At 36.3% G+C, this 25,745-nt stretch carries 26 protein-coding genes; 21 read left to right on the forward strand and 5 right to left on the reverse strand.

Annotated elements, in window-relative coordinates; translation table 11 throughout:
• The first annotated feature begins 10 nt into the window (after positions 1-10).
• The 8 genes from ACNFN4_RS10010 (at position 11) to ACNFN4_RS10045 (ending at position 3,826) form a co-directional block, all read left to right on the forward strand.
• Positions 11-1,048: a hypothetical protein gene (locus ACNFN4_RS10010; RefSeq protein WP_327997457.1), complete on the forward strand. Its 1,038-nt coding sequence runs from the start codon at positions 11-13 to the stop codon at positions 1,046-1,048.
• The gene (locus tag ACNFN4_RS10015; protein ID WP_327997455.1) at positions 1,045-1,428 is read left to right on the forward strand and encodes a hypothetical protein; all 384 of its coding nucleotides are present in this window, start codon (positions 1,045-1,047) and stop codon (positions 1,426-1,428) included. The genes ACNFN4_RS10010 and ACNFN4_RS10015 overlap by 4 nt, the downstream gene beginning before the upstream one ends.
• On the forward strand, positions 1,429-1,599 hold the full coding sequence (locus tag ACNFN4_RS10020) for an XkdX family protein (RefSeq protein ID WP_053574406.1): 171 nt from the start codon (positions 1,429-1,431) through the stop codon (positions 1,597-1,599).
• Positions 1,596-2,069, forward strand: coding sequence for a hypothetical protein (locus tag ACNFN4_RS10025; RefSeq protein ID WP_104679074.1), 474 nt, complete (start codon positions 1,596-1,598; stop codon positions 2,067-2,069). Before ACNFN4_RS10020 ends, ACNFN4_RS10025 begins: the two co-directional genes overlap by 4 nt.
• 203 nt (positions 2,070-2,272) lie before the next feature.
• Positions 2,273-2,422: a hypothetical protein gene (locus ACNFN4_RS10030; protein WP_017417543.1), complete on the forward strand. Its 150-nt coding sequence runs from the start codon at positions 2,273-2,275 to the stop codon at positions 2,420-2,422.
• A 239-nt stretch (positions 2,423-2,661) separates the two neighbouring features.
• Positions 2,662-2,874, forward strand: a complete 213-nt coding sequence (locus tag ACNFN4_RS10035; protein ID WP_014721012.1) for a helix-turn-helix transcriptional regulator — start codon at positions 2,662-2,664, stop codon at positions 2,872-2,874.
• A gap of 87 nt (positions 2,875-2,961) precedes the next feature.
• On the forward strand, positions 2,962-3,393 hold the full coding sequence (locus tag ACNFN4_RS10040) for a hypothetical protein (protein ID WP_169061499.1): 432 nt from the start codon (positions 2,962-2,964) through the stop codon (positions 3,391-3,393).
• A gap of 19 nt (positions 3,394-3,412) precedes the next feature.
• Positions 3,413-3,826 (forward strand): phBC6A51 family helix-turn-helix protein, encoded by a 414-nt coding sequence (locus ACNFN4_RS10045; protein WP_053574402.1) that lies wholly within the window; start codon positions 3,413-3,415, stop codon positions 3,824-3,826.
• A gap of 18 nt (positions 3,827-3,844) precedes the next feature.
• Here ACNFN4_RS10045 and ACNFN4_RS10050 read toward each other — a convergent pair whose 3' ends face one another.
• Complete coding sequence (locus ACNFN4_RS10050) at positions 3,845-4,483, reverse strand: recombinase family protein (protein WP_104679076.1); 639 nt, start codon at positions 4,481-4,483, stop codon at positions 3,845-3,847.
• Positions 4,484-5,004: 521 nt separating this feature from the next.
• On the opposite strand from ACNFN4_RS10050, the gene ACNFN4_RS10055 reads away from it, so the two are divergent.
• The 10 genes from ACNFN4_RS10055 (at position 5,005) to ACNFN4_RS10100 (ending at position 20,917) form a co-directional block, all read left to right on the forward strand.
• Positions 5,005-6,609: a hypothetical protein gene (locus tag ACNFN4_RS10055; protein WP_266056002.1), complete on the forward strand. Its 1,605-nt coding sequence runs from the start codon at positions 5,005-5,007 to the stop codon at positions 6,607-6,609.
• A 13-nt stretch (positions 6,610-6,622) separates the two neighbouring features.
• Positions 6,623-7,993: a phage portal protein gene (locus ACNFN4_RS10060; RefSeq protein WP_266056000.1), complete on the forward strand. Its 1,371-nt coding sequence runs from the start codon at positions 6,623-6,625 to the stop codon at positions 7,991-7,993.
• A 78-nt stretch (positions 7,994-8,071) separates the two neighbouring features.
• Positions 8,072-8,656 carry a DUF4355 domain-containing protein gene (locus tag ACNFN4_RS10065; protein WP_053574398.1) on the forward strand — a complete coding sequence of 195 codons (585 nt, stop codon included), beginning with the start codon at positions 8,072-8,074 and terminating at the stop codon, positions 8,654-8,656.
• A 45-nt stretch (positions 8,657-8,701) separates the two neighbouring features.
• A complete protein-coding gene (locus ACNFN4_RS10070) occupies positions 8,702-9,592 on the forward strand; it encodes a phage major capsid protein (RefSeq protein ID WP_104679078.1) in 891 nt (296 codons plus the stop codon).
• 67 nt (positions 9,593-9,659) lie between these two features.
• Positions 9,660-9,800 (forward strand): hypothetical protein, encoded by a 141-nt coding sequence (locus ACNFN4_RS10075; RefSeq protein WP_157110140.1) that lies wholly within the window; start codon positions 9,660-9,662, stop codon positions 9,798-9,800.
• Position 9,801: 1 nt separating this feature from the next.
• Positions 9,802-10,116, forward strand: coding sequence for a phage head-tail connector protein (locus ACNFN4_RS10080; RefSeq protein WP_071347049.1), 315 nt, complete (start codon positions 9,802-9,804; stop codon positions 10,114-10,116).
• Positions 10,117-10,122: 6 nt separating this feature from the next.
• Positions 10,123-10,461, forward strand: coding sequence for a hypothetical protein (locus tag ACNFN4_RS10085; RefSeq protein WP_104679079.1), 339 nt, complete (start codon positions 10,123-10,125; stop codon positions 10,459-10,461).
• A gap of 77 nt (positions 10,462-10,538) precedes the next feature.
• Entirely contained in the window at positions 10,539-17,417 is a 6,879-nt protein-coding gene (locus ACNFN4_RS10090; RefSeq protein ID WP_448200145.1) for a phage tail tape measure protein, read from the forward strand.
• A gap of 97 nt (positions 17,418-17,514) precedes the next feature.
• Positions 17,515-20,094, forward strand: coding sequence for a phage tail spike protein (locus ACNFN4_RS10095; protein WP_448200149.1), 2,580 nt, complete (start codon positions 17,515-17,517; stop codon positions 20,092-20,094).
• A gap of 91 nt (positions 20,095-20,185) precedes the next feature.
• Positions 20,186-20,917 (forward strand): hypothetical protein, encoded by a 732-nt coding sequence (locus tag ACNFN4_RS10100; protein ID WP_265973204.1) that lies wholly within the window; start codon positions 20,186-20,188, stop codon positions 20,915-20,917.
• Between the two features lie 137 nt (positions 20,918-21,054).
• On the opposite strand, the gene ACNFN4_RS10105 is transcribed toward ACNFN4_RS10100, so the two are convergent.
• The 3 genes from ACNFN4_RS10105 to ACNFN4_RS10115 are packed head-to-tail and all read right to left on the reverse strand — an operon-like array spanning position 21,055 to position 21,976.
• On the reverse strand, positions 21,055-21,390 hold the full coding sequence (locus ACNFN4_RS10105; RefSeq protein ID WP_327997443.1) for a topoisomerase: 336 nt from the start codon (positions 21,388-21,390) through the stop codon (positions 21,055-21,057).
• Positions 21,391-21,440: 50 nt separating this feature from the next.
• Entirely contained in the window at positions 21,441-21,704 is a 264-nt protein-coding gene (locus ACNFN4_RS10110) for a hypothetical protein (RefSeq protein WP_266024514.1), read from the reverse strand.
• A 47-nt stretch (positions 21,705-21,751) separates the two neighbouring features.
• Positions 21,752-21,976: a helix-turn-helix domain-containing protein gene (locus ACNFN4_RS10115; protein ID WP_327997439.1), complete on the reverse strand. Its 225-nt coding sequence runs from the start codon at positions 21,974-21,976 to the stop codon at positions 21,752-21,754.
• Positions 21,977-22,161: 185 nt separating this feature from the next.
• On the opposite strand from ACNFN4_RS10115, the gene ACNFN4_RS10120 reads away from it, so the two are divergent.
• Together ACNFN4_RS10120 and ACNFN4_RS10125 are read left to right on the forward strand one after the other, a co-directional pair.
• Positions 22,162-22,575 carry a hypothetical protein gene (locus ACNFN4_RS10120; RefSeq protein WP_327997437.1) on the forward strand — a complete coding sequence of 138 codons (414 nt, stop codon included), beginning with the start codon at positions 22,162-22,164 and terminating at the stop codon, positions 22,573-22,575.
• Positions 22,565-22,960, forward strand: coding sequence for a hypothetical protein (locus ACNFN4_RS10125; protein WP_327997435.1), 396 nt, complete (start codon positions 22,565-22,567; stop codon positions 22,958-22,960). The genes ACNFN4_RS10120 and ACNFN4_RS10125 overlap by 11 nt, the downstream gene beginning before the upstream one ends.
• 1,630 nt (positions 22,961-24,590) lie before the next feature.
• On the opposite strand, the gene ACNFN4_RS10130 is transcribed toward ACNFN4_RS10125, so the two are convergent.
• The gene (locus ACNFN4_RS10130; protein WP_041481751.1) at positions 24,591-24,833 is read right to left on the reverse strand and encodes a hypothetical protein; all 243 of its coding nucleotides are present in this window, start codon (positions 24,831-24,833) and stop codon (positions 24,591-24,593) included.
• A 109-nt stretch (positions 24,834-24,942) separates the two neighbouring features.
• On the opposite strand from ACNFN4_RS10130, the gene ACNFN4_RS10135 reads away from it, so the two are divergent.
• Positions 24,943-25,605, forward strand: a complete 663-nt coding sequence (locus ACNFN4_RS10135; protein WP_327997433.1) for a hypothetical protein — start codon at positions 24,943-24,945, stop codon at positions 25,603-25,605.
• Positions 25,606-25,745: the final 140 nt, after the last annotated feature.

A 25,745-nucleotide genomic window follows, 5' to 3' on the forward strand; every position in this document is an offset into this window, starting at 1 on the left:
GAAATAATCAATGTCTAATTCACAATTTATAGGTCAGCTTAAACAAAACAATATACAAATCAATAATCTTAAAGATCAATTTTACAGAACTGAAGCTCATATGTCTGCTCATGAAAAGCGTTTATCTGAAAAAGTTGATGATTTCATGGAGAAGCAGAATTTCGATTTAAAAATGCATATTCAAAACAGTGAGAATCCACATCATGTGACTAAAGAACAAGTCGGATTATCAAACCTAATCAATGAAGAACAGGCCACCAAAGAGGATTTTAACATTCATCTGAATGATAAGGAAAATCCCCATTCAGTTACTAAAAGCCAAGTTGGCTTGTCTAAGGTTGATAATGTACAGCAAGCAGCAAAAACTGATTTTGATGCCCATTTAGAAGATAAAGACAACCCACATGGTGTAACAAAAGCACAAATTGGGTTATCGGCCGTCACTAACGACGTGCAAGCAAAGAAAGCGGATTTTGACAAACACACCTCAGATACCTCAAATCCTCACAAGGTAACTGCTGCACAGCTGGGACTTGATAAAGTTGATAACGTTCAGCAAGCCGCTAAAAGTGATTTTGATAATCACCTGAATGACACTAATGTTCATGTTACGGCTGAAGACCAAGCTTATTGGAATGATATGACCCAGCAGTTCAAAGATCATAACGAAAACCCAGAGCGGCACATCTCGGTAGATGAACGGAAGACGTGGAACGGTGCTATTACATATGCCAACATCATGCTAAAGAATGGAGCTACAGTAGGCACACGAACGCCCATTTACGCAAAATGGGGAGCGCTGTTAGTTTTAAGAGGTCATGTTAGAACTGATCCAGAGATCATATTTGGTTCAATTCCATCTTCAATGGTTCCAGCAGGCGGTACTGTAGCAACAGTATCATTGAGTGGTACGGGTGGAACAGCCAATCTGATAATTTACGATAATGGTGATTTGAAAATAAAATACCCAGACCCCGCTGATTCAAGTAAATTGGGCGGTTACTATATTGATGTAGTCGTGGGTTTTCAAAAAGGAGACACAGCGTGATTCAGGTTTATGAGTATGATGAAAATTTCATTCTAACCAAACCCGTTATTATTGAACCGGATGAAGAAGGAGACTATACAATCCCTAAGAATTGTACAACCGTCCAGCCTCCGTCTTTCATAAAGGCGATGTATCATCCCTCAGATAAGTCATGGACAGAGGCCGCAACGCAAGAAGAAAAAGAGGAACTAGAAAAACAAATTGAAAATGGGCGGGTATCTTCACCGGTTGATCTTTTGAAAATGCAGAATGCTAAATTATCGTTACAAGTGGCGGCTACTGAAAAGGAAAATGCTCAACGAAGACAACGAGAAGCTGATACAGCTCTATTAATCGCACAACTACAAAAAGATATTACTGACTTGAAGGAAGGTAAGTAAATGGCTTCATATCCCGAATTTGCAGATATTAAGCAGTTCTATGACTGGAAGTGTTATACGGACGCCGATATAAGGACGTATGTTGAAATAGACTGGATTACACCCGAACAGTATGAAGAAATTGTAGGCAAGCCTTACGAAAATAATGAAAGCAAAGGAGAAATTAAATGACATCAAAAAAATTAAGTGTATCAGGTGTAAAGACACTATCAAAAAGTGTTGATAAGAAACAAAAGGTTCAGATAAATGATGAGTATCATGTATACATCTATCCTCAGTTCGGTATGTTCAAGTTGCAAAAGATGTTTGAGAATTTTGTGAAAGCTCTATTAGAAGCTGAAGAGCAAGGTATTGATTTGAGTAAGATCAGCATGAATGATTGGTTAAGTTTTAATGTCGTGAAGGAATTCAGTGACTTGGATATTCCTGATGATACTAAGAAGCAGTTTGAGTTTTATTACGAGTTAATGAACACTGATCTCCTTTATCCAATCTTTAATAAGTTTCCTATAGAATCACTTGAAAAAATAAACATCATAGCTAATAGACTTCGATCCAATTTTGAAAAATTAGGATCTGCTAAGTCTGAAGAGTTTGAACAGATGATTATTAATACAGTAGCTGAACTAGAAGAAAAATAAAAAATAACCATTCAATTTAAACAAAGTCGATTCGCGAACGACTATAAATGTCTAAACAAGAACAGAAAACAACATGCAGGATATATTAGCACCCTCCTTTCATGCTAGAAAAAAGTGAAAAATAAGGATAAAAATAAAATAAATAGATTGACGATAGTAAATGTAAGTGTTATAATTAAGTTAAGAAAGGAGGGGAAATGAGTATGGAAAAGTTAGAGCTTATCCTTCGGGACTTGGCTTGGGTGGTTGCAATCCTAGCAGGAATAACAACCATGATCAAGAACATCAAGGACTTGAAGGCAAGCAAAAACAAAAAACGACGTTCTCCCGCCAAGAAGAAACGTCGCTCATAAGCTAGAGGGGATTTATTCCCCTTCTCTTATTATTATAACACTTTTCATTCCATACTCAAAACACATGAAAAAATTGAATGACGGTTTAACGGTAGTCTTTTTCATTCTGTTCATTATGCTGTTTTCGAATTTTGATTATGCTCATCTCAGCACCTTAGATATACTAACAATGGTATTAGCGTTAATCTGGTTGATACTCACAATAATAAACATTATTCTTAGGTGGAGGAATCATCGAAATGACTAAGATTGTTTTTGACAGCATTGATGACTTGAAGGATTTTATAGCAAAAGAAATTTTAACAACGTCTGAAGCGATTGAGATAATCGGCTGTAGTCGTCAAAACTTAAAACAGTTGGTCGATCGTGAAACATTAGTACCCATTAAAACAACAAGCCGTGATCGTTTATTTTTAAGAGAAGATATTGAAAGTTATAAAAGGAAAAGGTAAAGGCATCCGCAGCAACGGGTGCTTTTTTATTTGTGTTATGAAGCGGGACAAGTAAATAAAACAACATACTAACGGAGGAATTTAAAAATGAGTACAGCTAAAAAAATAGGTCGAATTAAAACAACTTTAGATGTGGATTTGTATCTTGAGGTTTGTGGTTACAATGTGTATTTGGGGAATTCAGATGAAGGTGAAAAAGTGTATTATGGCGTTAAAATTGCACTTCACTTGCTTCATCCAGAATCCAGAGAAACTGTCGATATCATTAGGCAAAATAAGCTGATTGATTCAGAAAAGATCAGTTTTAAGGATGATGAGACTAAGCTGGCTACATTTGAAAGATATTTTAAAGATAAAGCGTTAGAAGTGTATAAGAACGATTTTGTGGAAGATGAACTGGCTTGCTGTAAAAGGTGTGAAGAACCTGAAGGATTACACCAAATTGAATCTAGTGTTGTATATGCTAAATGTAAGTGCGATCTTAAAGCGTTCTTATCACAAGAAAAATGTAAAAAATAAAGTAGGTGTAAAATATATTATGCTTGATGAAAGAAAGTTAAAAGCAATTGAATTATTAGTGGAAGGAAAGCTGAATAGGACTGAGATTGCTAAGGAAGTAGGAGTGACAAGACCGACTCTGTACAACTGGGAAAAGGAAGAAGAATACTCGCAGGAGTACGACAGACTTTTACATTACAAAAAACTTTCAGTTAGACGTGAAGTAAGTCGAGATACAAAAGCCTTCTTTGAAAATTTAAAAAAGATCAGCGAATCATCCACAAACGATAATGCAAGGGTGAAGGCTACACAGTTATTACTTGCATACACTGAGGGCAATCCAGAGAATATTTTAAATATCAAAGATGATCGAAGCAATGACAATGTATCAAAAGATGTATTGGCTAAGGAAGAAGAAGAGTGGACGGCTTCAAAGCTATCTGAAGACGAATAAAAAGACCCTTAGCTTTTATTAATTGGCTAGGGTCAGCTGTGCTTCATATTCTTTTATCACTTTATAGAAAGTATTCTTAGTAAGCTGTAAGTCTTTAGCGAATTGAACACCTGTAATCTCTTTGCTTTTCCATTTAGAGTAGCCTGATTCAAGGGTGGATCGTTGCTCTTTTGTTAATGTGTCAAACCCCTTTTTAGGTCGTCCTAAGTGCTTTCCTTTTTCTTTGGCATCTTTGATCCCTTCTGCTTGTCTCTCTCTTATGTCCTCCCTTTCCTTCTCTGCAAAGGCTGTAAGGATAGTCAATACAATCTTCTGTATAGCTTCTTTAAGAATATCGTCTTGATCTTCAGTAGAGTTGATCATTGGTTCTTTAATGAATTTAAGCTTAATGCCATTATCAATGAACCAATCGTATTCTTTTTGAGTCTCTTTCATGTTACGACCCATACGAGTGATTGAATCAAACACAACAGTATCACCTGTTCTTACAACTTGCTTGAGTGTTTTATATGCAGGTCTTTCGAAGTCTTTACCACTTTGCTTGTCAATGAATAGATCACGTTCAGCAATGCCTTCTTTAAGCATATTGGTGATCTGCCTGTTTTCGTTTTGATCCTTTGAACTTACTCTTATGTAACCAAACATTTTAGAAATCATCGCTTGTCATCCTCTCATTTATTGTACCTTTATTATACCATTTTTGTTTGTAAAGGTCTATTATATTTTATAAACGTTTATAAAAATAAAATAACACCTTTTTAAACGTGATGTTGCTGAGATAGACAGCGTTTATAAACGTATGCCTTTACAAACTATGGTTATGGTATAAGTAAGTCATTTTGTGAGTATAAAACCACCCGATAGAATCCTCTCTAAAAGGCATTTACAGGCTAAATAAGCATTGATGCGTAATCTGATACCTATAGGGCTAAATGTGTTTGAAACGCACCAGAAAGGACGCTAGTTATCAATAATAGGGGGCATTCTAAATGATTGAACATCCTCTCATCCGATAGCAACCCACACAATTTTTATTATAATTTTAAAACTCGGAGGTGATTCGGATATCCGATTTAATCAACACAAGAGAAAACAGGAATTTGCTTAGAGAGTATCTTTATAGAGATTACTTGAAAAATGGTTCAACTCATGATGAAGCAGTAATGAGGACAAACAGAATGATGAAGGGGAAGAATCTCTTCGGTAAAAATGGAGTAGCTCATTCACTTGGGGCTCGTAGTTTTGAATTCTTTTGTCTATATTACCTCCAGGATACTTTCCAAGCAAAGCCCACTAACACAGCTCGTAAACTTGGTGATTTCCATTTTGAAATATGGAATACGCTTGATGATATGTTCATTAAAGATGAGTTCGATAAGCTTGTCCTTTGTATGCCTCGTGGAAGCTCTAAGACAACAACTGTTAACTTTGCATTATCAACCTATTTAGCAGCATACGGAATATCCTACTTTACGCTTGTGGCGGGGAAAAAAGAAGATGATGCAGTTGAATTCATAAATGATACCAGACGAGCATTTGACGAGAACCCTTATATCATCAATACCTTTGGACATATGCTCACACGTTCAATTAAGTTGAAAATGTATTTCTCAAACGGTTGCAAAATCCAAGCTATAAGTTCTGGGACATCTATTCGTGGATTAAAACACAATGGAGAACGTCCTACATGCATTATTGGTGATGATTATCAATCAGCAGCTGATGTTATTACTCAAGAAGCAAGAGATAAGAAATACAATACGTGGACACAAGATGCTGATTATGCAGGTGATGATCCTGTAATAAGGGATGGCAAAAAGGTTAAGATGGGAACAAAGTTTATTATGCTCGGTACAATTCTTCATAGGGATTGCCTTATTTCAAGGATACTAAAGGATGTTCAGTATAAACGAATCGTGAAGAAAGCGGTTATTGTTGACGATATTGATGAATTATTCAATAGTGGTAAATGGGCTGAATTAAAGAAAATTCGATATGACGCAACTAATCCTAATGCAGAAGAGGATGCTAAAAAGTTCTACCTAGAGCATGAAGAAGAAATGAAGTTTCCAGTTCTTTGGGAAGACAAGTATAATTGCTATGATCTTGCTGTTGGGAAGTATTATCCTAATCCTTCTGCATTCAAACAAGAAATGATGAATGATGCGTCTAAGCTAGGGCAGAAAGCTTTCCATGATATCAAGACATTACCTAGAAAAGAAATTGAAAAGGAAAAAGACAATTTCATAAAAACAATACTTTGTTGTGATCCAGCCGTTGAGGTACAGGATAGTCACGATTATTCTGCTTTTATTGTCGGTTCTAAGACTCCTAATAACTTTAGATGGGTTAGGAAAGCGTGTATTGAGAGGCTTGAATACGATGACTATATTGCAAAGGTGATATCCTTATTGAAAGAATACCCAGATATCACACATTTATGGATTGAGAAGAACGTGTTTAGCGGTGCAGATGTACGTGATATTCAAAGAGAAATTAATAAAGATCGTACACTAACAGCAAGAGACATTCAAATCATTAATGAACATCAAACGAAAAACAAAGAAGCTAAGATTAGAGCCATTGGTGGAAAGGTAGACAGTGGTTTTATTGTATTTCCTCAAGAAGATAAAGAGTTTACTGATCAAATAATGGCCTATGAAGGTGAAAAGTTTACACGTTTTGATGATGCTCCTGATATTACAGCTGAGTTTGACAGGCTTATTGATGAGCTACAAGAAGTGCAATACATTAACTTTTTAGATAGGTCAGCATTATTTTAAAGGAGGTGAGTAATTGAGAAACATCGTTGATACAGTTTTAAAGCGAAAAAGAAATGGACAAATTCAAATAACTCCTGAATTAGAAACTTTGTTAATGAAGTGTCTTAGAAAGCTTAGAGAAAACCAGGAGACTTATAAAACATACGAAGAATACTACAATGGACATCATAGCATAATGAGGAACTACGCTATGAATGAGAGTAGAAGTAATATGAAAGTAGTCGTGAATTTCTTTAAAAAATTTATTCATGACGAAATTGCGTATGCTTTAGGGAATCCAGTGACCTATATTAGTTTAGATGGAAATAATCAATTGATTGATGTGATTGATTATAACTTCTCTCATTGGTCTAAAATTCACGATCAAAAACTTATGCTAGAAGCAACTAAGTTTGGAGAAGCATATGAAATCCAATACACAACCAGAGACAATGAATTTAAGTGTGCTGTATTAACGCCAATGAACTGCTTTGTAATCGAAGAAGGCGATGTTGAGAAAGACGTTATTTTGGCGTTGCATATATACAAAAACGATTTGTTTTCTGATAACGAAAAAGTAGATGTTTACATAAGTAATTCAATCTTACACTTTGATGTTGATGGAAGCGATAATCTAATTTATGTGGGGCAGCGTACACATATCTTCGATACACCTCCAATTGAAGTGACCTCCGCAAATCACGAAAGAACAAGTATGTTAGATGATATCAAATCAGAAAATGATGCCTATAATAACACTTTATCTGATTTGGTGAATGAGGTATCTGATTTCAGACAGGCTTTCTTGAAAATAACCGGAGCAAAAATCACTGATGAAGACGCAGCGAAGTTTAAGAAAACGGGTATTCTTCAAGTGCCTACACAAGCAAGTGTTGATTATCTTATTAAGAAGATTGATGATAAATTTGTACAAAATTTGCTGAAAGAGCTTGAAGAGAAAATGTACAAGCTGGCCAGTCATGTAGACACAAATGAAAAGCTTCAATCTAATTTATCTTCTGCAGCCCTCAGATCAAGATTAATCTCCTTGGAAAATAAATGTTCCCTTAAACAAGCGATGCTGGAAACAGCAATTAAGAAGAGGTTAAAGAACTTCTTTAAGTTTATCAAGATCCAAAAAGGCGAGGAATACGATCATCGCAAGGTTAAGCTTAAATTAACAATGAACATCCCTTCTGATATTACTGCTTTAGCTGATTCATTAAGCAAATTATCTGAAGTATGTTCATGGGAAACGATACTAGCCCAAATACCATATGTTGAAAATCCTGCTGTAGAGATGCAGAAGAGAAGACAGGAACAAGAATATGCAAGAGAACAAGAGATTGAGCACCAAAGAAAACTTAAATCATTAGAGGTAAGCAATACTACAGGCTCTCTATAAATAGAGCCTTTTTCTTATGTAAAAATATGCACTTTTTAGGGTCACTGACACTAGAAAGGGCGAATGGAGTGATTTGAAATGAATTTAGAAGATGTTAAAAAGTTTTTTGAAGAACAACAAGATAATGACGAGGTAAAACAATATCTTCAAGGGTTGCAGCCTGTAACACTTGATGGTGTTAAACAGTTCGTTGAAACAGATGAAGATGCTAAAAAGTGGATGCAGTCGCAAAAAGATAGATTCTTCTCCACAAGTTTAAACTCATGGATGGAAAGCACATTTCCTCAGAAGCTTGAAGAGGAAATTAAGAAGCGGTATCCAGATGAAACTCCTGAACAAAAAAGAATTCGGGAACTTGAACTCAAAAATGAAGAATTTGAACGCAATGCAAGAATTGAGAAAATGAAATCCATTGCACTAAAAACAGCATCAGATAAAAAGATTCCTGCAGACTTAATTGATTTGCTTGTTTCTGATAATGAAGAGGTAACTCTAGGAAACTTAACAAAATTTGAAGAGTCTATGAAGCCGTATATTCAAGAACAGGTTGAAGACCGATTGAAGAATAGCAGCTATACTCCTCCTGCTTCTGTAAATAACAACAAAGCTGGATCCTCTTCAGACTTTATGGCAGCTATTTATGAGAATCAATCAAGACTATAAAACTATTAGAAATAATAAAATAAAGAATAAAGGTGGAAATTATAAATGGCATTTTTAAAAGATCAATTAGAAGGTTTTGTACCTACACAAATTCAAAAAGAAATCATCAAAGGCATTACCAAGGGTTCAACATTACTCAAATTATCTAAGGTTCAGCCTATGGAATCAGATAAAAAGAAAATTCCTGTTTTGGTTGATGGGCCTGGAGCATACTGGGTAGGAGAATCTGAACGGATTAATACATCCGAAGTGAGATATATCCATCCTGAACTTGAAGCTAAAAAGATTGCTGTAATCATTCCAGTAACTAAAGAGAAATTAAATGACACCACTATCAACGTTTTCTCAGAACTGCGAACAGAAATTGAAAAAGCATTTTACACTACTATTGATGGAGCGGGTCTTTTTGGTATCAACTCTCCGTTCAAGAAAAGCTTGTTTGGCTCTGCTGAGGCTTCTGGAAATCTTATTGCAAACGGCACCGGCGGCACATTTGATATTGACGTTTCAAATGCTATGGCTCTTGTTGAAGATACAGGATTAGATGTAACTGGATTTGCAGGGCATCGAGGTATTAAAAATACTCTACGTACTCTAAGAGACACAAACGGAAATCAAATTTATGTTTCTGGTGTATCACAAAATGAATTGTACGGATTCCCTGTTGAATTTTCTTCAAATGGTGGATTTGACAAAACAAAGGCTGATCTAATCTTAGGTAACTTTGATTACTCATTGGTTGGTATTCGAGAAGGATTGAAATATGAAATCCTGAAGGAAGCTACACTACAAGGTCATGTAATGGGCGATGGTAAACCTCTTTCACTTGCAGAAAACGATATGATTGCAATTAAGGCAACTATGAGACTTGGTTTCTTACCTATTAAGGAAGATGCTTTTGCAGCAATCACTCCTAAGGTTGATAAACAAGATTAATCGGAGAGAGGTTATCCTCTCTCTTTTTTTATCATAAAAAATCTAAATAAAATATGAGGTGCTTAATATGAAGGATTACATTGATCCAAATGGTAATGAAGTGAAATTGACAGAAAAGGCCTTTAAATTAATTTATAAGGAACAAGGCTATAAGGAAAAGAAAAAAACAGTAAAGAAGCAGAAGAAAACTGAGAAATCAGGTGAATAGAATGGATCAATTGGCTAATTTGAAGTTGTTTTTAGATATTGCTGATGACTCTGAAGATGCTCTTTTGGAACTTTATTTAAAGAAAGCTCGGCGTTTTGTAATTAATTACTGTGAGATTAATGAGAATGAAATTCCAGATAATTTGCTAGGTGTCATTGAGGATATAGCTGTATTTAAGTATAGGTTAAAGGGTGTTGAGGCTACAAAAGCGGAAACAAGAGGGGGTATTTCAGAAAGCTATTACGACAAACTCCCTGATGATATTAAGCTTGAATTGGATAGCTTTAAAACCCCTTACATCACTGCTGGAGGGTGACTCACATTGAAGTTCAATGATCTATATTATTTAATTCAGGTTAAAAGGGTGAAGACAGGTAAAAAGACTGATTGGGGAACAGATATATATGAGGATCAAGAAACTCTAGTTCCATACAAATGTTCTTTTCAGCCTTATGTTGAATCAATTAGTTCCCCAACTGCGGTAGGAAGAATAACTGACATAACCAATATGATCTTCTGCCCGCCTAATGAAAAGCTAGAGAAAGGCGTTAAAGTCGTTCATAAAGGAAAAGAATACGAGGTTCTTTACCCACCCAGAGACTGGGGAAGACATTATGAGGTGTTCGTTAACTATATAGGCGCACACAAGCCCACTAAGTAAACAAACGAAGTGCTTTAAATTTTGAGGCACTTCTTTTTTTTATTTGTAGAAAAATTGCTAAGGAAGTGAAAGAACAAGTGTCTCAAAATTTAAAAATTGTATTAACTCCTGTGGCTGACACATCAACTAAGACTGTTCAGCAATTAAATAAAGAAATATCCACACTTCAAAATAAAATCAATCCATTGAATCTCAAAGTAAGCTTTGACGACAAAGTTCTTAGAACTCTTGAAAGGTTTTCAAGTGCTTTTAAGCAAAGTGAAGAGGCATTAAAACACCTTAATCAGACAGTCAAAGAAAATATTACTGAGACTAAAAATGCAGATGGTTCTATCACAAGGCTTACACAGCAGTATAAGCGGAGTGGTGAAATCCATGAGAAAACACGGACAATCATAGACAACTCAACAAAGAGTTTGGAACGGGAATCAAAAGCAGCAAGTAAGCTCGTGCAACAAATGGAGCGTCTTGGCCAAGCTCAAAAGAAAGTAACGAAACAAGATGCAACTGGTCGTGTCACCGGAACAGTGACTAAGTATAGGGATGAGTTTAAAGATGTCGCCCATAGCACAGATAGGCACGGGGCAACTTTAGCTGTTAAAACCACAGAAAACTTTGACCAGCAACAAAAGGCAATAGATAAACTAAACCAAAAATTAGAGCAGCTTAGACAAAAAGGCCAACTATCCTCAACAGTCCTCAATAGACTATCCAATTCAATTAACGCCGCAAGAACAACCTCTCAAATAGATCAGATAGCTAACAGAATGAAACGCTTGGATGACTCTGCAGCATTAAAAGCTAGAACTAAAGAGTTAGAACATCAATTAAGCCTGTATCAGAGACAAGCTAAATTAAATGTTAAATCTCTGACGGATAGGTATGGAACATCTATTAGTCCTGAGAACTCCAGAGCTTTGCAAAACTATATTAATTCTGTGAATCAGCTCAATGTAAAGACACCAAATATTACTAGACAGATGCAAAGTCTTAGTATGCAGTTTAGAGAGATTCAATCTAATGCAAGCTCATCTTCAAGACAAGTATCTAGTTTTGGTGAGAAATTAAAGCAAGCTTTTACTGGAATGCCTGCTTACATGCTAGCCGGTTCTGCTTTATTTGGTGGGGTTACTGCTCTTAAATCAATAGTTTCTCAGGTTGTTGAAATTGATACGCTCATGACAAACATTCGTCGTGTAATGGATGCACCAGACTACAAATTTAATGAGCTTCTTCAAACGTCCATTGAATTAGGGGATTCCCTATCAAATAAAATCTCAGATATTCTTCAAATGACTGGCGATTTTGGACGTATGGGTTTTGATGAAAGTGAACTCTCCACTCTAACAAAAACTGCACAAGTCCTTCAGAACGTCTCTGACTTGACTCCTGACGACACAGTTAACACTTTGACTGCCGCAATGTTAAATTTCAATATTGCCGCCAACGATTCTATCTCAATCGCAGATAAGCTTAATGAAGTTGATAACAATTATGCTGTGACTACAATGGATCTAGCTAACAGTATTAGAAAAGCTGGTTCAACAGCTTCAACATTTGGTGTTGAATTAAATGATTTAATTGGATACACCACGGCCATCGCAAGTACCACTCGTGAATCTGGGAATGTGGTTGGTAACTCACTTAAAACTATTTTTGCCCGGATAGGAAACAACCGAAGCGCAATCAAAGCGTTGGATGAAATCGGAATTTCTGTAAAGACTGCAGGTGGAGAAGCAAAATCTGCGAGTGAGTTGATTAATGAGGTAGCAGCCAAATGGGATACGTTAACTGATGCCCAAAAACAAAACACCTCTATTGGCGTTGCAAACATCCATCAATTATCTCGATTTAATGCAATGATGAACAACTTCTCCATTGCTCAGAATGCAGCCACCACTGCGGCTAATTCCACAGGTAGCGCTTGGAGTGAACAACAGAAATATGCAGACAGCTTACAGGCAAGATTAAATAAACTTCAGAATAAGTTCACTGAATTAGCTGTAGCATCAGGAGATGCATTTATTAGTGATGGTTTAATTAATGCTGTATCTGTAGTTGGGGATCTTCTGAAAGCTGTCACTTCAGCTGTAAAGGGTATTGGATTCCTTCCAATTGCTTTTATGACAGCAAACTTTGCTGTAGTTGGCTTTAATAAGAATATGCGTTTGCTTCAAACAGCAATGATTTTTGGGGCGAATTCTTTAACTGAAGCCCAAAGAGCAGCAATTGGTATAGAAGCGGGAATGACAAGAGCTACAATTGCTACAAGGTCATTTACTGTTGCCTGGAGAGGTATGTTGGCATCTACAGTAGTAGGCGTTGCTTTTGCTGGTATTGGTTTTGCTTTAGAAAAAATAATTACAGCATTCGCTGATGCAAAGAAAGCAAAAGAAGACTTTGAACAAAATCAGCAAACCAACATTGAAGCTATTACAACCAACAAAGACTCCACAGATAAACTGATCAAACAGTATAAGGAGCTTCAAAAAGCTAAAGATTCCAGAACCCTTACTTCTGATGAAGAACAGGAATACCTTCAGGTTACACAACAATTAGCACAATCGTTTCCGGCTTTAATTAAAGGCTATGATTCTCAAGGTAATGCAATTTTAAAGAGTAATAAGGCTTTAGAAGAGGCTATTAAGAATACCAAAGAATATCTTGAGCTCAAAAAGACAGAGACAAAAGACGGTGCTAAAAAGACGTTCGAAGACGCTTCAAAAGGAATCGAAAAGTCTAAGGAAGAACTGAAGCAGTATGAGAAGATGGCTAAGGAATATTCAAAAGGCAAGAATTTCTGGTCTTTCTTTGAAAGTCCTTTTTCAGATGAAAATGATTATAAGCTGGAAGCTGATAAAGCACAGCAGAATATAAATAGGGTTCAAAATGATATCTCTAGCGGTAATGCAAAAGTTAGGGACAGCGTACTATCCATTGCCGAAGCTTACAGTAAAATTGATATCAGTAATACGTTAAAGGCAAGTCTCGCTGATATTGTTGATAAACTTACTCTAAAAGATGACTTGAATCCTGATGATCTTGAAAAATTCTCTTCTGCACTGGGTAAACTCCAAGAGAAAATGCAATCAGCGTTGAATTCAAATGATGAAAAAGAATTTGATAGCGCAAAAAAAGATCTTCAAACCCTTTTAGAGACCTATGCTGACTCTGGTTCATCAATTGATGTCTTTAAGTTGAGCTTTGATAAGGCACAAAAGAACATTAAAGATGGAGATAAGGCCGTTTCTTCTGTTAAATCAGAAGTTGGTGATTTAGGTGAAACACTTGCTGAGGCAGGTAATGAAGCTGAAGATTTTAGTCAAAAGCTAAAAAAAGCGCTTGATGCAAATGATGTCAGTCAGATTAAGGATCTTATTAAAGAACTCTCAGAAGGAATAAAATTTGGCTCTGTTCAAGATATTCTTAATGGAGATGTTTTTAATAATACCAAAGAACAAGTTGCCCCTTTAAATGAACTTTTAGAAAAGATGGCTGAAGGAAAGAGCATTTCTGCCAATGAAGCTAATGCTCTAATCCAAAAAGATAAAGAATTAGCCAAGGCAATTAGTTATGAAAATGGTGTTATAAAGGTTAACCGAGATGAGGTAATTCGTCAGAGAAAAGTTAAACTTGATGCGTATGATGACATGGTTCGGTATAGCAATCACCTAATGAAAACCGAGGTTAACAACGCTATTAAGACCTTAAACGCTGATACGTTAAGGATTGACAGCCTTAGAAAGCTTCGCAGAGAGCGTAAGCTCGATATATCTGAAGCTGAATTGTCTCAGCTTGAAGTTAAATCAATTAATAATGTAGCTGATGCGAAGAAAGAATTACATAAGATCGAAAAACAAATGTTACAACCTGGTGGGTACTCGGATAGTGAAAGATCCCAGATGGATAGTGTAAGATCAGCTATCCAGGCTTATATCTCAGCATCAGAAGAAGCTGCATCTACCCAGGAAACAAATAAACAAGCGTTAATCGAATCTGGAACTTCCCTTGAAAAATGGACAGACGAGCAAGAGAAAGCTAATGAAGAAACTAAAACATCTACTTATGTAACTGATAAGTATAAAGAGGCTTTAGAAAAGGTATCATCTGTAATTGACGAACAAAACAAGAAGTTAAACGACTATGCAAAATGGTCTCAAAATTACAGAAATAACCTAAAGAAAGAAATCAAAGAGCTCCAGCAAAAGAAAAAGCTTATGCAGGAACAAGCCAAACTTCTCAAGGATCAAATTAAGTCAGGGAACATTGCACAATACGGTATAGTTACCTCTTCCCTTTCCTCTGGTTCATCTTCTGGTGGTTCTTATTCTTCCGGTGGCGGGTCTTACTCCGGTAAATACTCCAGCTACATTAATTCTGCCGCAAGCAAATACGGTGTTGATCCAGCTCTAATTGCAGCTGTAATCCAACAAGAATCAGGATTCAATGCAAGGGCTCGTTCTGGAGCCGGGGCTGCTGGTTTGATGCAGTTGATGCCTTCCACTGCTAAAAGCTTAGGTGTAAACAATGTTTATGATCCTTATCAGAGCATTATGGGTGGCACGAAATATTTAGCCCAACAACTAAGCAAATTTGGTGGCAATGTTGAGAAAGCACTTGCTGCTTATAACGCAGGCCCTGGTAATGTAATTAAATACGGTGGAGTCCCTCCTTTCAAAGAAACGCAGAATTATGTTCAGAAGATCATGTCTAATTACACTAAGTCAATGACTTCTGCTAATTCTTCTATTGCAAGCTACTATACGAAGAACAGTGCGTTTAGAGTTAGCTCTGAATATAAAGCACAAGACGGTGCGTACCGATCAACTCCACATAAAGGTATCGACTTCGCAGCAAAAGCTGGAACCGCAATTAAATCGGTTCAGAGTGGAAAAGTTCAAATTGCTGGTTATAGTAAAACTGCCGGTAACTGGGTCGTCATTCAACAGGATGATGGAAAAGTTGCTAAGTATATGCATATGCTTGATACCCCTTCTGTTAAAGCCGGTCAAACTGTTAAAGCTGGCCAGACCATCGGTAAAGTTGGCAGTACGGGTAATTCAACAGGAAATCACCTTCATCTTCAAATTGAGGAAAACGGAAAGACGATTGACCCTGAGAAATATTTAAAAGGTGTCGGTACATCTATTTCGGATGCATCTCAAGCTGAAGCAGAACGACAGCAAGCAATCGCACAAGCTAAATCAGACCTCCTCTCCCTCCAAGGTGATATCAGTTCTGTTGGAGAACAAATAGAAGAGCTTCAATACGAAATTGTACAGTCAAAGCTTGATGAGTTTGATAAGCGTATTGGTGACTATGATTTGGCAATTGCCAAGAACCAAGCCTTAGCAAGTCATTATCTGTCAGACAGTAAACAGTTTAGAAAGTATACTGCAGAACAGAAAAAAGCAATGGCTGAACAGCAAAAGATTCAGAGTCAAAAGGTTTCATGGATACAAAAAGAAATTTCAGCTAATAAGAATTTGAATTCTGCCCAAAAAGCTCAACTTAAAGAAGAGCTGAAGCAAGCTAAAATAGACCTTATCAACTTTCAAGAGCAAGTAAGGGAATTGCAAGGGCAAATAGTTCAATCTAAAGTAGATGAAACTTTAAAGTCAATTCAAAAATCATCAAACAAGACTGAATCCAAGATCAAAGACGTTGACAATAAAATATCAATGACTGAAAAAGACAAGGATAAGGTCAAATATTATAGTCAGCAAGTCAAATTAGTACAGCAACAACAGGCTGAGGCCAAAAAATACATCAAGCAATTAGAGGAACAAAAAAAGGCAGCTAAAGGATTTCCAGAAATACAAGAGCAAATTACAACTGAGATCGAAAACTGGAAGGATAAACAGAAAGATTTTAATCTGGAGCTTTATAACACCAAAAAGTCGATCAAGGACATCTATAAATCCCTTGCTGATGAAGTTGTCTCCATCTACAAAGAGATGTACGAAAAGATGCGTGATATTGAATTAAAAGCGCATCAAAAAGCTACGCAAGACTTGATTGATGAGATTGATAAAACTGATGATGAAGCTAAATACCAAAAAGAGCTCAAAGAAAAGAATCAGGCTATTCAGGAAACCAAAGAAAAGATCAGTAAATTATCACTTGATGACTCAGATGAAGCTAAATCACAGGTTAAAGACTTAGAAAAGCAGCTTCAAGAACAGCAAGAAGCATTAGATGAGTTTCTTAAAGATCGTAGCAATACGAAACGTAAGGAAGCACTTCAAGACCAACTTGAAAAAGATCAGGATGCCATAAATGACAAATATGATAACCTGACAAATGATGAGAGAGAATTCAAGAAAATTGAAGACAAACTCATGAACGGGAAAATCACTGACATCTCTAAGCAGCTTAATGAATTCTCTAAGTTCATTAACAGCAATATGGAGTCCATCGGTAAGAGTATTTCTAATAACCTCATTGATAAGCTTAAAGAAGCTTCTAATGCCTTAAATACCGTTGTCAAAGGCAATACCACTGGTCAAAAGGTTGCCAGGTTTAAAACTGGAGGGCATGTAGGTAAGCTACCAGCGGCGGGTGCTCTCGCAGTAGTGGATAGTGGAGAACTCATCTTAAATGAGTCAGACACCAAAAACATGCTTAAAGCAGTAGACACTGTACGTGAATTGTCGGAAAAAGATTTAAATGGTGCCCCTTCTGCAAAGCCCGATTTAAGTAAGTATAAAGATTTCCTTAGTGATGTTTCGTTTGTTGGTGGTAAGTTTGGAATACCAAGTTTAAGTGCAAACGTTAAAACTAATGTTCCAGATTCTCTTGTTAGCAACAAAACAGAGACTTCTACAGTAAACAACGACTTTAACTTTACAGTAACCATTAAAGAAACTGGGAATCCTCAGAAGGCTGTTGATTTAATGTACAAACAATTTACAAATGGCCTCAAAAACAAGGGGTTAAATTTCAATAACTCGTGAGTCGGCTAAAACGCCGGCTCTTTTTTTAATTTGAATGGAGGTTTTTTAATTGAGAATAAGCAAACACACTGAAGTGAAAGATCTTCGATTAGCATTAATGAAACCCAATAGGAAGAAGATAGGGAACATAGTCGATAAATTCAATGAGACAATCACAATGAACTATGGGAAAACCCATGAGTTGTCTTTCTCTGTTCCTTTGAAGTGGGGATATTTCCACAGATACAAAGATAATCCTTTATTAGAATTATTGAAACCATGGTATCTTATTAAAGCTGAATTTTATGGGATGACAGAGTGGTTTGTGATAACAAAACGAACAAAATCAATGAACGAGGATGGAGCTTCTTACATATACGAATGCAAGTCTTTGCCTTTTTTGCTTACCAAATACAAAGTGCGGAGATTTGAAGAAACGTCGATTAATTTAAAAGAAGCAGCTAATTCTTGCCTTAAAAACACTGGATGGAAAGTAGATCATATTGATTCAGAATTGAATACTAAGTATAGACAATTTGATGTTACATCTTCGACTAAATTAGATTTATTGTATACCATATGTGAAAAGTTTGGTGCAACACCTCTTTTTAATACAGAAAATATGACAGTGAGTTTTTATAAAGATACTGATAAGGGTACGTACAAAGGATTATGGTTTAAAACAGGCCAGTATATAGTTGACATAAATGATATAGAAGACACAGAGGAAGTTACCACAAGACTATATCCAACAGGGAAAGACGGAATAGGCATTAACTCGGTAAATCCGACTGGGCAAGCATATATAGATGATTTCTCATACTTCCTTTACCCATTTAATCGTGATGAAAACAGAAACGTAATCCAAAAAAGTAATTACATGTCGAATGAGCTTTGTCATGCTATCCTGGATTACAATTTGATTGTGAATGAACAAGGGAATAAATTTCACCTGTTACTTGAACAACAAAAACAAGTCGAAGAAAAGAAAACAGTGCTCAAAAATGAACAGTACACCCTAGAACTAGAAAAACAAAAGATATTAGACCATATTGAAGTAGCTAAAAAAGCAGGGGATGACACTAAAGAATTAAAAGCCCAATTACAAATGAAAATTCAGGAACTTGATGCCAAGATTAATCAGATTGCTATCTTAGATAAAGATAAGGAAACAATCCAAAATTCTATTTCTGAGCTTAAAGAAACACTTAAATTTGAAAAATATCTTACAGACGATCTTAAAGAAGAACTTTCAGTTTTTATTCTGGAAGGAGAATGGTCGAATGATAGCCTATTTGATGAAACTGAACTTTATGAAAAGAGCATAGAGGAGATGGAAAAGAGAAATGCGCCACCAATTAACATTACCTTAGATGTAGTTAACTTTTTCAGTTGTATTTCTGAATCTCATAACTGGGATAGGTGTTCACTTGGCGATACTGTCAGAATCAGGTCAGAAGAACTGAAGACTGATGTGAAAGCTCGACTTGTTACATTTAATTTTGATTTTGCTCAAAAGACAATGGATGTAACAATATCAAATGGAAAGAAGATTAAAAGCGATTTTGAAACCATCAGTAATATGATGTATACATCTATAAAAACAAACACGGATTATAACAAAAGAAAAATTGACTGGGAGAATGCAACTGAAAATTTCAACATTAGAAATGACAGAATAGCTGTAAAACCTGACCCTCCAATTATTAAAGGTGACGGCACGGCTATATCCCATACAAACAATGATGACGGATCAGTAGATATCACAATAGAATGGGATTATCCAACTTCTGATGAAGACAAGTATAATATTGATGGATTTGAATTGTATCTATATTCTAGCAACGATAAGGATGAATATGTTTTCGGCTCAAAAATGGCAAGTGAAGACCTGAAGAATGTAAAGTATGACAAACGAGCTGCAGCGTTCACAGGGTTGCCCTCCAATAAATACTACACCATTGGTATTCAAGCCTATCGAAGAGTTGATGCAGATATAGAGATAACTCAATTCATTGGATCTGACATCGTAAAATCCCTTCATCCAAACGAAAACCCTTACCTCCCTTCTTCTACTGTAGAGGTGAGTGGAAACCTTAATGGAAAAGTAAACAATTTGTATACTATATCATCAGTAGCGAAGCCTGAAACTCCAGAAGCGGGAACGATTTGGATCGATCCAAAGACTAATAAACAAGAGCTTTTTAATGGCGAAGAGTGGATTGTGTCTTCTGCGGGATCGGCTGATTCATTAAATGGTTACACGACTTCAACGCTATCCACGCCCAATACAATACCTGTACGTAATGACCAAGGAATCATTATAGGTTCCATAGATGGCAACGCTGAGTTTCTTGGGGGTAAACTACACTCAGAATATGCGCTATCCTCTGATGTTCCTCAGATGGCTAAAGGAACGTATGTGGGTGATGGAACAATTAGTAAACAGATATTGCTGCCTTTCACTCCAACACATGTGAAAGTGTGGTCAGTGTCTCCTAATGATTCTATGCTATTAATTGATGAGACAGGGGGTTATACGTATCAGGTAAATGAAATGGGAATATACCTGGTTGGAGGAAACTCTACATACGGAAGTATAAACGAGCTTGGATTTATAACAGGCTCAGACAGCAATCAAAGAGGGAATAAATTAAATACAAAGTACATCTGGGAAGCATATAGGCATATACAATAAACAGGCGTATCCTTATTGGATACGTCTTTTTTTTGTTGGAATAGTGAGTGAAATAACCGATAATAAGTAAAGATGGGAAGGAGAGGTTAATTTGTCAAAAAAGAAAATCATACTTCTAATATCAACACTTAGTGTTGTGGTAGTTGGTATTATTCTAGCTATAACAATTCCGATGTACATAAACAGGTTGGATACCAGTAATTTAGACGCAATTGCCGAGAAAGTGGGAAATGATAAGGGAGTAAAGAAAAACTTTAATCAAGTGTGGATGTCTAAAACCGATAAATCCAATGATAAAGTATACGACTTATCTTTAGCAGCTAAACCATCTTTCACATCGCTATCAGATAAAGAAAAGTTGCTTAAAGTGGGTGAAGCAATGGAAGTAGCTCAAAAAAACTCTAATTTTAATAAAATAAACTGTGGAAAAGATAAGGTTTGCTCGATCAGTCGTATCTATATTTTGCCGGCTAAAAATGATAAAGCGGTCAGTTATGAAGTTGCTTATGATCTACTAAACAACCCTGAAGAAAACACTTTACTAATAAAAGATCGTGTAGACGATAATCCTGAATCAACTGGTTTCCAAAGAAGAGAAGTTACATACAGCGAAAATGATGATGAACAGTCTGAAGATGAAGAATATCAGGAAAAGAAAATTGCTATTGGCATGACCAAGCAGGAAGTTATCCAACTTAAAGATTGGGGCAGGCCTATGTCTATTAATAAGACAACGACAGCCTCAGGAATAAACGAACAATGGGTTTACGGCAGCAGATATCTATATTTCGATAATGGAGTATTAACAACAATACAAGAATAAAACAGCTCTATCCTTAACCGGATAGGGCTTTTTCTTTCGGACATTTGAGCCTAATCTAAACATAGACCACACAATAAATAAACCCCTCACAAATAACTGTGAAGGGGTCTTTTTTCATTGCCACAAATGGCAATCGGTTATTTTTTATTCTTAAAGTATGATCTCGCTAAGAACCTAGTAATATACTCTTTCAAGAAATCATCTTGTAACATATCATGAATTTTGTGAGATGACTTCCTGTATGATGCATTTATCTCTTTTTTGTATATCTTTTGGTGGCTGGAAAACCAAGCATTTACATAGCTCTCTGCTGTTTCGTGGTCACCTATATTTACACTGTATGCATCATTTTTTCCGCCTATAATTCCATTAAAGCTTTCCCAATTGGTTTCTTTACCAAGAATGTAGCTTGCTTTCTTTAGTGCCAAAGTCTTGTTTTCTTCAACATATCGCAATACTTCATCTTTTTCCATTAATCCCATCCCCTTATGTTGTCGCAAATCGGTATACGTATACCGTTTACTCAGTTATTCAATCTCTCTTCTATTTCATGGATACGTCTTTCTAGGCCAGAAAACTTCTTGTCATTATAGCTATGATCATGCTCAATATTTTTGTTAATCAATTTAAGCATAGATATGACTTCTTTTGGTTCATTTTGTTCAATGCGATCTAATTTCTTATCAATTTCATTCAAACGCTTATCTACTGCATTAAAGCGTTCATCCATCTTTTTATTAACGTTCTTAATCTCATCTAATATCGCTTGAAGCATGTTGTTTTCCATCCCGTTCACCTCTCCGTACAGTATAACAGCAATTGCAATACTTTTGTTTAAGACTCTTTAGAGTCATCCTCTATAAACTCTACAACTTCCTGGATTGTACACTCAAGGTACTCGCATATCTGCGCAATAACTGATAGTGCAACAAATTCCCCTTTTGACATTTTGGCAAGCGTAGAAGAAGAAATGCCTAAATCCTTTTTTAGATCAGCCTTTATTTTATCTCTTTTGATCAGCGTAATTTCCATGGGTTTATAACTAGGTCTTAACTTCAAAATTGTTCACTCCAATATGCATTCAGTATGCATTGTTCATATACAAATAATATCATATTCAAATGAAAAGTTCGAGAAATAAAATTATTTATTTGAAAAATGCTTGACTCGCTTCGATTGTTAAATTATACTTAATTTAACAAGTCGAACCTTTGGTTTGGATAATTGGATTGGAGGGTTGCGAAGTGAAACGAGTGATGATTTACAGTATTGAAACCATACATGACCAATTGGAAGTTTTCAAAGGCTACTTAGTCAATGAAAAGCAAGTTGTATTCGTAAATCAAAACACTTTGAACCTAACGGGCGCTTTAAAGTATGGTTCACCTTACGAAGACACATACATCATTGATGGTGTCAGCTACATTCTTGATGAAGGTAAGCACGTTGAAGATGAATACACCTGTATTCAGAAAACGTTAGACGCTTTTAAGGAAGTTGATGCATTCACCTACATCACACAAATATTCAACAGTGATGATTACGGGACAATCATTCATAACGGTAAAGGGATAATAAATTACCTCAAAATGAATCAGAGCAAAGAAGGCAAAGGAATAATACTCAAAAGAAAAGGGGAAATAACCGATGCAAATTAACCGTCACACTGTAGGAACTAACGTAGCAAGCTTAGGAGCAATCACAAACGAAGAGCGTATCGAGGAAATGACGAAGCATTTTAATTACTTCAGAGGGAAAATGTTTGAAGAAGAAAACAACTTCATTGAAACATACGACGATGGAAAGCCTAAAAAGCGTTTCAAAATCTTCACAACTATGACAATACCGGTTTGTGTTGAACTTGATGCGAAGGATGAACAAGATGCAATTGAAGCGTTAGAACAGACAGGAGAAATGGGCGTTGATTTCCCTCATATCATGTTGGATATGGGGGGAGGTAAAACAGTTATTCCAACTGTAACAAACAATGTGTTTTACATAGATGAAGATTCATACGCAGAAGAAGTGGAAGACCATGAATAAAACAGAATTACATAACGAGCGGTTCTGTCAGATTGTATTTGGAGGATTGATCGTAGTTATACCAGCTTTGAGCATATTGTGCATAGCGTGGTTTGGGTGATTAGGAAGAGTGTCACCAGCACTCTCCTAATCTGATGGGTTAGTACACTCCCATTGTATTTAAACATAACAATTTAATCAAGGGGATAACTGAAATGAAAAACACATATACCACTTATGAATTTAAAGCATATGATAGACGAAATAATTTGTTGAAAGAAAGGTTTACATGCAATTACAAAGATCATCTTTATTCAATCATAGAATGGATTATCAAGAAATGTCCTACCGTTGATGTGATTGAATGTATGGTATCTGAAGTCAGTGAGCTTGCTTTCTGTAAGAGTGAGTATGTCGATATCTTCACGGTGTGGAAAGCAGACGATTGACTACAAACGGACTATTATCAAAGGGGGTAGCGTTTTGCGAGCCCCTTAAAACTGAATACAGTCAGTCTATACTCCTGAATTAAGGTGTTGTCTTTAGTGATGCCTTTTTTCGAAGGCTCCAATATGGCGCCATCGCCACAAGTGGCGAAAGAGACTGCCGTGGAATGCGCTAACACACGTAAAACTTGACAGGGTAGTGACTCAGCCGATGCAATAAATGAGGATAGGATGCCTTCTGTGTTTCCCTATTTACACATGCATCTGAAAGGCGAAAGCTGCCATTAAGTGCTGACGAAGGAAGGGTGTATCGTTTCTGACGATGCAGGACAAGCCATAAGTATCAGGGCTCAAATTTGAGCTTTGAGAACCTGTTAGGGACACTTGACACAGTAGGCTTGTTTGGGGAATAACCAACGGCAAATAGGGTGAACACACGGATACCACAAGTTGATATACAATCAAGTTTCAGCCGCCTGCCTGAGTTTGTTTATTTTTTACAAGCAAATTCAGGCAGACAACTTGCCCAGCCGTTGTCCACAGTCTCAACCAATCAAGCCAAAAATCAAAAGAAAAGTCAAGACAAACAACAAAGAAATTTGTGAGGTTCAGCCGAGACCCAACAAATGAACCTGGCAAACCCTTTGGTTAAGTATATATGGTTATTATCTATATACTTAAATGCCCATTGGCTCCCCAGAATTGGGGAACGAAACAGAGCTTCATCATCTATATCTGTCACTCCTCAAAATTGAGGAGTCCCCAACTTTGGGGGCTAAGGCTATTACCAATTGTAATATTTGAGAGGTCGTCACTAAAATAGTTACGACTTAATGAGGTCGTCACATTTTGCTCAATTCACATCATAAGGGAGGTCGTACCCAATACGTATACGACCTTATATCACTCGTTACCAAAAGTGGCAACGACTCACCTTCACACGTGGACAAATTAGCAACGACTTAAACCACGACCACAATAAAGGTCGTAGACAAAACAACCACGACCTCTGTATGTCGTTGGTAAAATAACAACGACCTAGTGGCAACAATTTTGCCATCAGCTGAACGAACTAATAGTTAGTGCAGGTCAAAGCTAATCGGAACATTATTCATATTAGGTCAAAGCGGAAAGCTGTTTCAACATAAAAATAAAAAAGCCGGATGTTTATAACCCCGACTTTTTGAGAAGAATCAAACACTTTTCTAACGCACAATCAATGTAAATAAACCGGCAAGTATTATAATTACTCCACAAACTGTAATAAATGTGCCATTTTTTCGTTGTTCTGATTTAGCTGTTATTATCCCTCTGATTAGATAATAAAGGCCGACTAAAATTAGAGTCCAATAAAAGAAAGCGCCATTTAAGGTAAACCCTAATATGAGAAATAAAAGAACCAATGCTAACGATGCGTAATGGAAAAGCCTGAATGTAAGATTAGTCATTATAGACCTCCTAGTTTAAATTATCCTTAAAATACAAATAATGGGTTGAATTAAACTGAACAAACCTCCAGAATTGTAAATGAATAACAAAAGGAGGTATTAATTTACCATGAAAAAGATTGTCCTTTCAAGTGTTGCTGTTTTGACTGCTGTTACAATTTTTAGTCCTGTTTCAGATGCAAAAGAACGTCAAGCCCCAAGTGCAGTTGTCCAGAATGTTGAACCGACTTATGAAACTGAATCTGTAGATTACAACGGAACTACGTATACTTTTTCAGAAAGAACTGTTAATGATGTAGTTGAGGTTATTGTAAATGATGGGGAAAAAACAGACAAGATTCAATATGACCAAAATAACGGTAAACTTGAAGTTAATGGCGAAGTGGTGAATTATGAAGAGACTTCATCACCTATTGAACAATTGGCAAATAAAAATGATACATCGGCTGGGATCTTGAGAGATCAATGGTCAGGCTATAATAATAGTAAAGGTACTTATAGTACGATTAGTGCCAGTGTTGCTGTTTTTGCCGGAGTCCTTATGGCTACTAGCATGAAAACAGCTAAAAAGGCGGCGGCCGTCACAGCAGCAGCTGGTGTCATTGCTGCTATAAGTAGTGTAAAGACTACAGTTCATTGGAGTAGATTAGATTATAAGTTGATGAATGCCAAGAAGGGGCAATATGAGCGTAGATCAGATACATTTTTTACAAATTATAAACATAATCATCTTTTCAAGACTTCTTGGCTCTGGAAAAGAAAATTAAAATAACCTTTTTTACGCATGAATTTGTGAAATCAATTTAAGCTATCGAAAGTCCACTTTCAGAAACTTGGAGAGTGGACTTTTCCTGCTATCGAAATCAACCAATCCATTTTTGGAGGCGTCAAAGGATCGGAACATTATTCCGA

The organism is Bacillus sp. N1(2025) (assembly GCF_053470005.1).

What these genes read in the sequence shown, in the direction of transcription:
- ACNFN4_RS10065 (WP_053574398.1), top strand. Translation starts at nt 8,072, where the DNA reads ATGAATTTAGAAGATGTTAAAAAGTTTTTTGAAGAACAACAAGATAAT.
- ACNFN4_RS10025 (WP_104679074.1), top strand. Translation starts at nt 1,596, where the DNA reads ATGACATCAAAAAAATTAAGTGTATCAGGTGTAAAGACACTATCAAAA.
- ACNFN4_RS10050 (WP_104679076.1), bottom strand. Translation starts at nt 4,483, where the DNA reads ATGATTTCTAAAATGTTTGGTTACATAAGAGTAAGTTCAAAGGATCAA.
- ACNFN4_RS10125 (WP_327997435.1), top strand. Translation starts at nt 22,565, where the DNA reads ATGCAAATTAACCGTCACACTGTAGGAACTAACGTAGCAAGCTTAGGA.
- ACNFN4_RS10080 (WP_071347049.1), top strand. Translation starts at nt 9,802, where the DNA reads ATGGATCAATTGGCTAATTTGAAGTTGTTTTTAGATATTGCTGATGAC.
- ACNFN4_RS10105 (WP_327997443.1), bottom strand. Translation starts at nt 21,390, where the DNA reads ATGGAAAAAGATGAAGTATTGCGATATGTTGAAGAAAACAAGACTTTG.
- ACNFN4_RS10040 (WP_169061499.1), top strand. Translation starts at nt 2,962, where the DNA reads ATGAGTACAGCTAAAAAAATAGGTCGAATTAAAACAACTTTAGATGTG.
- ACNFN4_RS10035 (WP_014721012.1), top strand. Translation starts at nt 2,662, where the DNA reads ATGACTAAGATTGTTTTTGACAGCATTGATGACTTGAAGGATTTTATA.
- ACNFN4_RS10075 (WP_157110140.1), top strand. Translation starts at nt 9,660, where the DNA reads ATGAAGGATTACATTGATCCAAATGGTAATGAAGTGAAATTGACAGAA.
- ACNFN4_RS10010 (WP_327997457.1), top strand. Translation starts at nt 11, where the DNA reads ATGTCTAATTCACAATTTATAGGTCAGCTTAAACAAAACAATATACAA.
- ACNFN4_RS10070 (WP_104679078.1), top strand. Translation starts at nt 8,702, where the DNA reads ATGGCATTTTTAAAAGATCAATTAGAAGGTTTTGTACCTACACAAATT.
- ACNFN4_RS10020 (WP_053574406.1), top strand. Translation starts at nt 1,429, where the DNA reads ATGGCTTCATATCCCGAATTTGCAGATATTAAGCAGTTCTATGACTGG.
- ACNFN4_RS10095 (WP_448200149.1), top strand. Translation starts at nt 17,515, where the DNA reads ATGAAACCCAATAGGAAGAAGATAGGGAACATAGTCGATAAATTCAAT.
- ACNFN4_RS10055 (WP_266056002.1), top strand. Translation starts at nt 5,005, where the DNA reads ATGATGAAGGGGAAGAATCTCTTCGGTAAAAATGGAGTAGCTCATTCA.
- ACNFN4_RS10030 (WP_017417543.1), top strand. Translation starts at nt 2,273, where the DNA reads ATGGAAAAGTTAGAGCTTATCCTTCGGGACTTGGCTTGGGTGGTTGCA.
- ACNFN4_RS10135 (WP_327997433.1), top strand. Translation starts at nt 24,943, where the DNA reads ATGAAAAAGATTGTCCTTTCAAGTGTTGCTGTTTTGACTGCTGTTACA.
- ACNFN4_RS10110 (WP_266024514.1), bottom strand. Translation starts at nt 21,704, where the DNA reads ATGGAAAACAACATGCTTCAAGCGATATTAGATGAGATTAAGAACGTT.
- ACNFN4_RS10130 (WP_041481751.1), bottom strand. Translation starts at nt 24,833, where the DNA reads ATGACTAATCTTACATTCAGGCTTTTCCATTACGCATCGTTAGCATTG.
- ACNFN4_RS10045 (WP_053574402.1), top strand. Translation starts at nt 3,413, where the DNA reads ATGCTTGATGAAAGAAAGTTAAAAGCAATTGAATTATTAGTGGAAGGA.